Genomic DNA, 5,051 nt, shown 5'->3' with positions numbered 1-5,051 from the left:
ATTACCGAACGCACTTTCATCGAACCTATGCGGGCTTTTTTCAAAACCGTGGCCGATGCAATGAGAAATAAAGCGACCGGATAAAGCTTGCAATTTTGGACGATTTAGCAGAAATTGCCTCGGTCTCAAAATCATACAATAAATCTATGAAAAATTTTCTCCTCCTACTGCTGTTATTGCTCGCCGGTTGCGGCCACAACGTGTATGTTCACGACGATAAAGAACTGAACGAAACGGAAAAAACGGTGCGCACCGGGGAAATCGAGGCGCTTCTCAAAACGCTCAAACCCGGCGATGCGATCATCGTGTATTTGTATGACGGCACGCAATTAAGCGGACAATTCTATTCGCTCACCGAAAGCGCGGTGACGTTACAGATCGGCAGTTTTTTTAGAGATACCGATTTACAAAAAATCCGGGGCATTTATTATAAAAGCGATTCGAAAAATATGAAACCGCTGATGTTCGCGATGATCGGCGTCATGATGGCTTACATTATTTATGAATTCAGTCTATCTACCAATTAATTGAGTTTGATAATGGCCAGAGAAATTTTTGCAAAAGAGCTCCCAAAAAAACTGCTGCTGAAAAATGCGCGATTAATTGATCTGCTTAACAAGCGCGACGAGGTGACGGATATTTTGATTGCCGACGGTACGATCAATTCGATCGGAAAAACAACGGCAACTGTAACGGACACTATCGATCTTCAAGGCAAAATCGTCACGCACGGGCTGATCGATATGCACGTGCACCTCCGTGAGCCCGGCCGCGAAGATAAAGAAACTATTCTTACGGGCTGCAATGCGGCCATGGCCGGAGGTTTTACCGCCGTAGCCTGCATGCCCAATACGACTCCGCCAATCGACACAGCCGATACGGTTCATTTTATCAAAACCAAAGCGCAGAATCATTTGGTCGACGTGTACCCGGTCGGCTGCGTTTCCAAAAAACGTGAAGGCAAAGAATTGGCGGAAATCGGCCATCTCGTCGAAGCCGGCGTCGTCGGAGTCAGCGATGACGGTGATCCGGTATACAATGCCGAAATTATGCGGCGCGCGCTGGAATATGTCAAAATGTACCGCATTCCTGTAATTGAACATGCCGAAGATAAACAGTTGTCCAATAAGGGATCGATGAACGAGGGATTTACATCCACGCGATTGGGTTTACGTGGTATTCCGAATCTATCGGAAGAAGTCGTCGTTGCGCGGGATATCCTGCTGGCGGAATACACCGGCTCGCATGTTCATGTCGCCCATATATCGACCGGCGGCACCGTGCGCCTCGTACGCGAAGGGAAAAAACGCGGCGTTCATGTGACGTGTGAAGTATGCCCGCATCATTTTACATTGACGGATGCGGCGGTTGAAAATTATGACACATTTGCCAAAATGAATCCGCCGTTGCGCGAAACGAAAGACATCGAAGAAATCAAACGCGGTCTGCAGGATGGCACCATTGATGTGATTGCGACAGATCACGCGCCGCACACCATTGAAGACAAAGAGTGTGAATTCGATCAGGCGTCATTTGGTATCACCGGCCTCGAAACCTGTATCGGTATTACATTCAACGACCTCGTCCACAAAAACGTCATTCCGCTTCATAGCGCGCTGGAAAAAATGGCCATTGCCCCGCGAAAAATTCTGAATCTTCCGATTCCTCAACTCTCTCCCGGTTCGCCGGCGAATCTTTCCATTATCGACCCTGATAAAACATGGACGTACGATGTCACGCGCACCTGCTCGAAAGGCGTCAATACGCCGTACAACGGTTACATCATGAAAGGCAAAGCGTTCGGCGTGATCAATAAAGGCAAGATATTTATTGAAGAATAATTCCGATCAAACGCCGGTTTGCGGTTACGGACGATGACGGACGAATTTTATACGATCCACGACGAAAATCAATCTGAGATCAAAGTTAAAGGATCGAAATTCATTGCTACAGCCGCACATGCAGCCTCGCCCGAAGAAGCCGAAGCTTTCATCACCCGAATTTCAAAAAAATATTTTGACGCTACACATAATTGTTATGCTTATCATATCGGATTCGGTGCATCGCCGATTTTCCGGTACAACGATGACGGCGAACCTTCCGGTACAGCCGGAAAACCAATCTATCAGGCCGTTCTTTCCAAACAATTAACAGATATTGTCATCGTCGTTACACGGTATTTCGGTGGGACTAAATTAGGCACGGGCGGACTGGTCAGAGCATACGGCGACGCCGCGTTGGCCGTGATCGCGCAATGTCCCATCGTAACCGAAATTATTTACGAATCTCTCATGATTCGTTTTCCATACGAAGAAACCAACACGGTCATGCGGCTGATTTCATCCGTAGAAGGTAAAATCACTGAAACACATTATGAACATAATACCGAGATGAACGTCCAAGTGCGCACCGGCAAAATGGATTATTTCAAATCAAATCTGATCGATCTTACACGCGGGCGCGCTGAAATTTTTGAATACCAAAAATGAAAACAAATTCGAGGTACTTTCAATTGTCGATTGTCAATTTAAAATTAACATTTCTTTGTCTGACATTAATTTTTTTTCCGCTGGCTTTATTTCCTCAAACGCCTGTCGTCACCAAAATTAAATTCACAGGTAACCATTCAATTTCTTCGTCAAAACTACAATCGGTGATCCAAACCCGTGAAACATTGCCGCTGAATGAAGATGTTTTAAACGGCGATGCCATTAAAATATTAAATTTTTATCAATCGAAATTATTTTATTTGGCATCAATTGATTCAATCACTCGCTTATTTAATCGCGACAGTTCTGCCGTGGACGTCTTTTTTTTTGTTACCGAAAACCGTCCGATCAAGGTTGATTCCGTTGCGATTGAAGGTGTCGAACTGCTCCCACAGCAAACCATTTACAATGCATGGTCTTTAACAGGGCAAATTTTCGATCCGGCAATTCTGGATGAGAACTTACAAAACTTTCTGTCGTTGTACGAGCGCAACGGATTTCCTTTTACAAAAATTGAAGTAACGGGCATCCATTTATTTTCACGAGGCGAGACGCCTTTGATGACGATTCGGATTTCGGTCAATGAAGGCGAGCCGGTTATTATCAGGAAAATTACGGTGACCGGACAATCTGAAACCAAAGAAACGGTTTTACTGAGGGAATTGAATTTAAAATTACCGCTGTCGTACGATCAAAAAGTCATCGACGATGCTATTATTCGATTAAAAAAATTATCTTTTATCCAAAATGTGGCTACACCTGAATTGCTTTACCTCGATGACAGTTCGTACGCGTTAAAAATTCAAATTACCGAGGGCAGCGCCAATACGATTGACGGTGTGGCGGGCTATGTGCCGAAACAACCCGGCTCGGATGAAAAAGGTTATTTCACGGGTTTATTTAATGTTTCGTTCCAGAATCTTTTCGGTTCAGCACGGCAACTGGAAGCGCGATGGCAGAAGAAAAACCGGTACTCACAGGATTTTTATTTGGCTTATACCGAGCCGTGGGTTTTAAATTATCCCGTCAATCTCGGCGCCTCACTTCAGCAAATCGTTCAGGACACAATCTACGTTGAACGCACATTCAGTCTCGACGGCAGTGTGCTGCTCGGTAAAAATACGCGCGGGCTTTTCGGGGGAAAACAAAAAACCATCGATCCCGCCGGCTGGACCAATAGTTTTTTGTTCAACATTCCTTCCGCAACGTTTTATTCCGGATACATCGGTTTCAGTTATGACACGCGGGACGACCGGATCAATCCTCGGAGCGGCCTTTTTTATAAAACACTGCTGGAGTATGGAAAAAAAGACGAAATATTGTTTGCGGAAATCGCCGGCGGAACCGACACGCTGCACATCAACGGCGTTCCGGTTGTTGGAAACTTCGCACAGCAAAAGTTGTCAACTCAGAAAATCAGCATCGACGTAGAAACGTATTGGCCGCTGACGCGCAAATTAGTGCTATTTAACGGAACACACGGCTATGTTTACAAAACGCCGCAATCGGTTGTTCCATACAGTGAACAATTTTTATTCGGCGGTTTGCACGACCTGCGCGGTTACACTGAAGATTTTTTCAACGGCACGCGTATCGGGTGGAATAACTTCGAACTACGTTGGCTGACCTCGCGCCAGTCGCGCATTTTTGTTTTTTGGGATGCCGGTTATTACTATCGGAAGGAGTACGCGCCCGGCGATCAAACACGCGTCATCACTGAAGACGGCTGGCCCATAGGTTACGGTTTCGGTATCCGCTTTCAGACGCGCCTTGGATTATTCGCTCTTGATTACGGCCTCGGAAAAGGCGATTCATTCAACAACGGAAAAGTTCACTTCGGAATTGCCACAGAGTTTTGAGTTATCATGAAATACGTTAAATCAACAACAATATCCAAAATTATTGACCGTTGCAATGTTCTTGCAGACCTTCTAAACGCTGTTCGTCCAATATACATCTGCGCAAATTTCGGCCAGAAAGCTCTCATTGAGACAACGATTGGTGCCGCAATTTGGTATATTCCCAAGATGGATGAATCCTTTTCAGGTCTGATTTCAAGAAAAGTCATCAAATCATTTCGTGATAAGAATCCGCAAATTAGCGAGGAACATATATATCCTCGTAAAGTATCAGCTAAAGAGTTACTAAATATGGGAAAGATTTCAGGCGATCAGATGCTCCATTTGTATAGGACAAAGTATTGCAAAATTTGCCTAATCACACCAAGTGAAAACAAGCAAGCTATTCAATTTCAAAAAGTAAATGCATTTTCGTCTCCTGGAGTTGTTTATAAGAAGGCAGGAATAGAACTGGTCAATATTACTAAGGATGAATTAAAAGCACTTAAGAAAGGAAATCCTCAAGTTTTGAACCTACTCGAGCATAGAGAAAATGCTTTGCAGCTTTTATAATAAACTGGAATCAAATTCCTTATTCCCAACATGACATAAATCATAGGTTGTAATGTCCTTTTCGCCTACCTTTGAGCGGTTAAGGAGGTGTTTTTATGGGACATTTATTTGCAAGCCGCGCTTTATTATCACGGAAATCGTTTATTCGTGA

The 5,051-nt window shown here is 44.4% G+C and carries 5 protein-coding genes; all 5 read left to right on the top strand.

From position 1 onward, the window contains the following. The first annotated feature begins 146 nt into the window (after positions 1 to 146). Genes K1X84_16635 through K1X84_16615 form a run of 5 tightly spaced genes read left to right on the top strand, consistent with a single transcriptional unit; the run spans position 147 to position 4,900 of the window. Positions 147 to 527 carry a hypothetical protein gene (locus K1X84_16635; protein ID MBX7153256.1) on the top strand — a complete coding sequence of 127 codons (381 nt, stop codon included), beginning with the start codon at positions 147 to 149 and terminating at the stop codon, positions 525 to 527. A gap of 12 nt (positions 528 to 539) precedes the next feature. Beyond that, entirely contained in the window at positions 540 to 1,841 is a 1,302-nt protein-coding gene (locus tag K1X84_16630; protein MBX7153255.1) for a dihydroorotase, read from the top strand. A gap of 33 nt (positions 1,842 to 1,874) precedes the next feature. Further along, positions 1,875 to 2,489, top strand: coding sequence for a YigZ family protein (locus tag K1X84_16625; GenBank protein MBX7153254.1), 615 nt, complete (start codon positions 1,875 to 1,877; stop codon positions 2,487 to 2,489). Beyond that, positions 2,486 to 4,348 (top strand): BamA/TamA family outer membrane protein, encoded by a 1,863-nt coding sequence (locus K1X84_16620; protein ID MBX7153253.1) that lies wholly within the window; start codon positions 2,486 to 2,488, stop codon positions 4,346 to 4,348. The genes K1X84_16625 and K1X84_16620 overlap by 4 nt, the downstream gene beginning before the upstream one ends. Before the next feature lie 6 nt (positions 4,349 to 4,354). Further along, positions 4,355 to 4,900: a hypothetical protein gene (locus tag K1X84_16615; GenBank protein ID MBX7153252.1), complete on the top strand. Its 546-nt coding sequence runs from the start codon at positions 4,355 to 4,357 to the stop codon at positions 4,898 to 4,900. Positions 4,901 to 5,051: the final 151 nt, after the last annotated feature.

This window comes from bacterium, assembly GCA_019695335.1.
Taxonomy (GTDB): Bacteria; CLD3; CLD3; order SB21; family SB21; genus JABWBZ01.
This window is presented reverse-complemented; position numbering and strand designations above follow the sequence as displayed.